The 1,918-nt window shown below is 61.5% G+C and carries 1 protein-coding gene; it reads left to right on the forward strand.

The genetic code is table 11. From position 1 onward, the window contains the following. Positions 1-1,893: acetate--CoA ligase (acs, locus tag C5L13_RS28380; protein WP_105386605.1), on the forward strand; the 1,893-nt coding region annotated here is incomplete at its 5' end. Positions 1,894-1,918 lie beyond the last annotated feature (25 nt).

A 1,918-nucleotide genomic window follows, 5' to 3' on the forward strand; every position in this document is an offset into this window, starting at 1 on the left:
GACAAGTACGAGAAGTGGTACGAGGAGAGCGTGGAGGATCCGGACAAGTTCTGGGGCAAGCACGGCCGGCGGATCGACTGGTTCAAGCCTTATACGAAGGTCAAGAATACCTCCTTCAAGGGCAAGGTCTCGATCAAGTGGTTCGAGGATGGGCTGACCAACGTCTCCTACAACTGCATCGACCGCCACCTGAAGACGCACGGGGAACGCACCGCCATCATCTGGGAAGGCGACAATCCCTATATCGACAAGAAGATCACCTATAACCAGCTTTACGATCAGGTCTGCCGGCTGGCGAACGTCATGAAGAAGCATGGCGTCAAGAAGGGTGACCGCGTCACCATCTACATGCCGATGATCCCGGAAGCGGCTTACGCAATGCTCGCCTGTGCCCGCATCGGTGCCGTGCATTCGGTGGTCTTCGGCGGTTTCTCGCCGGAAGCGCTGGCCGGCCGGATCATCGACTGCCAGTCGACCTTCGTGATCACCTGCGACGAAGGCGTGCGTGGCGGCAAGCCGGTGCCGCTGAAGGAAAACACCGATACCGCGATCCACATCGCCGCCCGCCAGCACGTCATCGTCAACAAGGTGGTGGTGGTGCGCCGCACCGGCGGCAAGACCGGCTGGGCGCCGGGCCGCGATCTCTGGTACCACCAGGAAATCGCCAGCGTGAAGGAACATTGCGAGCCGGTGAAGATGAAGGCGGAAGATCCGCTGTTCATCCTCTACACGTCGGGCTCCACCGGCAAACCGAAGGGCGTGCTGCACACCACCGGCGGCTATCTCGTCTATGCCGCGATGACCCATGAATATGTCTTCGACTATCACGACGGCGACATCTACTGGTGCACGGCGGATGTCGGCTGGGTGACCGGCCATTCCTACATCGTCTACGGGCCGCTGGCGAACTGCGCCACCTCGCTGATGTTCGAAGGCGTGCCGAATTTCCCCGATCAGGGCCGCTTCTGGGAAATAGTCGACAAGCACAAGGTCAACATCTTCTATACCGCGCCGACGGCGATCCGTTCGCTGATGGGCGCCGGCGACGAATTCGTGAAGCGGTCGTCGCGGACAAGCCTGCGGCTGCTCGGCACGGTCGGCGAACCGATCAATCCGGAAGCCTGGGAATGGTATTACAACGTGGTCGGCGACAAGCGCTGCCCGGTGATCGATACCTGGTGGCAGACGGAAACCGGCGGCCACATGATCACACCGCTGCCCGGCGCCACCGACCTCAAGCCGGGTTCGGCAACCAAACCGTTCTTCGGGATCAAACCGCAACTCGTCGACAACGAAGGCAATGTGCTGGACGGTCCAGCCGACGGCAATCTCTGCATCGCCGATTCATGGCCCGGCCAGATGCGGACCGTCTACGGCGACCACGAGCGGTTCATCCAGACGTATTTCTCCACCTACAAGGGCAAATATTTCACCGGTGACGGCTGCCGCCGCGATGAAGACGGCTATTACTGGATCACCGGCCGCGTCGACGATGTCCTGAACGTGTCGGGCCACCGGCTTGGCACGGCGGAAGTCGAATCGGCGCTCGTCTCGCACAATCTCGTGTCGGAAGCCGCCGTTGTCGGTTACCCGCACAATATCAAGGGCCAGGGCATCTATTGCTACGTCACCCTGATGGCCGGCCACGAAGGCAACGACGCGCTGCGCCAGGAGCTGGTGAAACACGTCCGCCAGGAAATCGGCCCGATCGCGCAGCCCGACAAGATCCAGTTCTCGCCCGGCCTGCCGAAAACCCGCTCCGGCAAGATCATGCGCCGCATCCTGCGCAAGATCGCCGAGGACGATTTCGGAGCACTTGGCGATACCTCGACGCTTGCCGATCCCGGCGTCGTCGACGACCTCATCGCAAACCGCCAGAACAAGGCGGGTTGATAAAAAGGCCGCTCCTCGGAGCGGC

Source organism: Neorhizobium alkalisoli (assembly GCF_002968635.1).
In the GTDB taxonomy this organism is placed as follows: Bacteria; Pseudomonadota; Alphaproteobacteria; order Rhizobiales; family Rhizobiaceae; genus Neorhizobium; species Neorhizobium alkalisoli.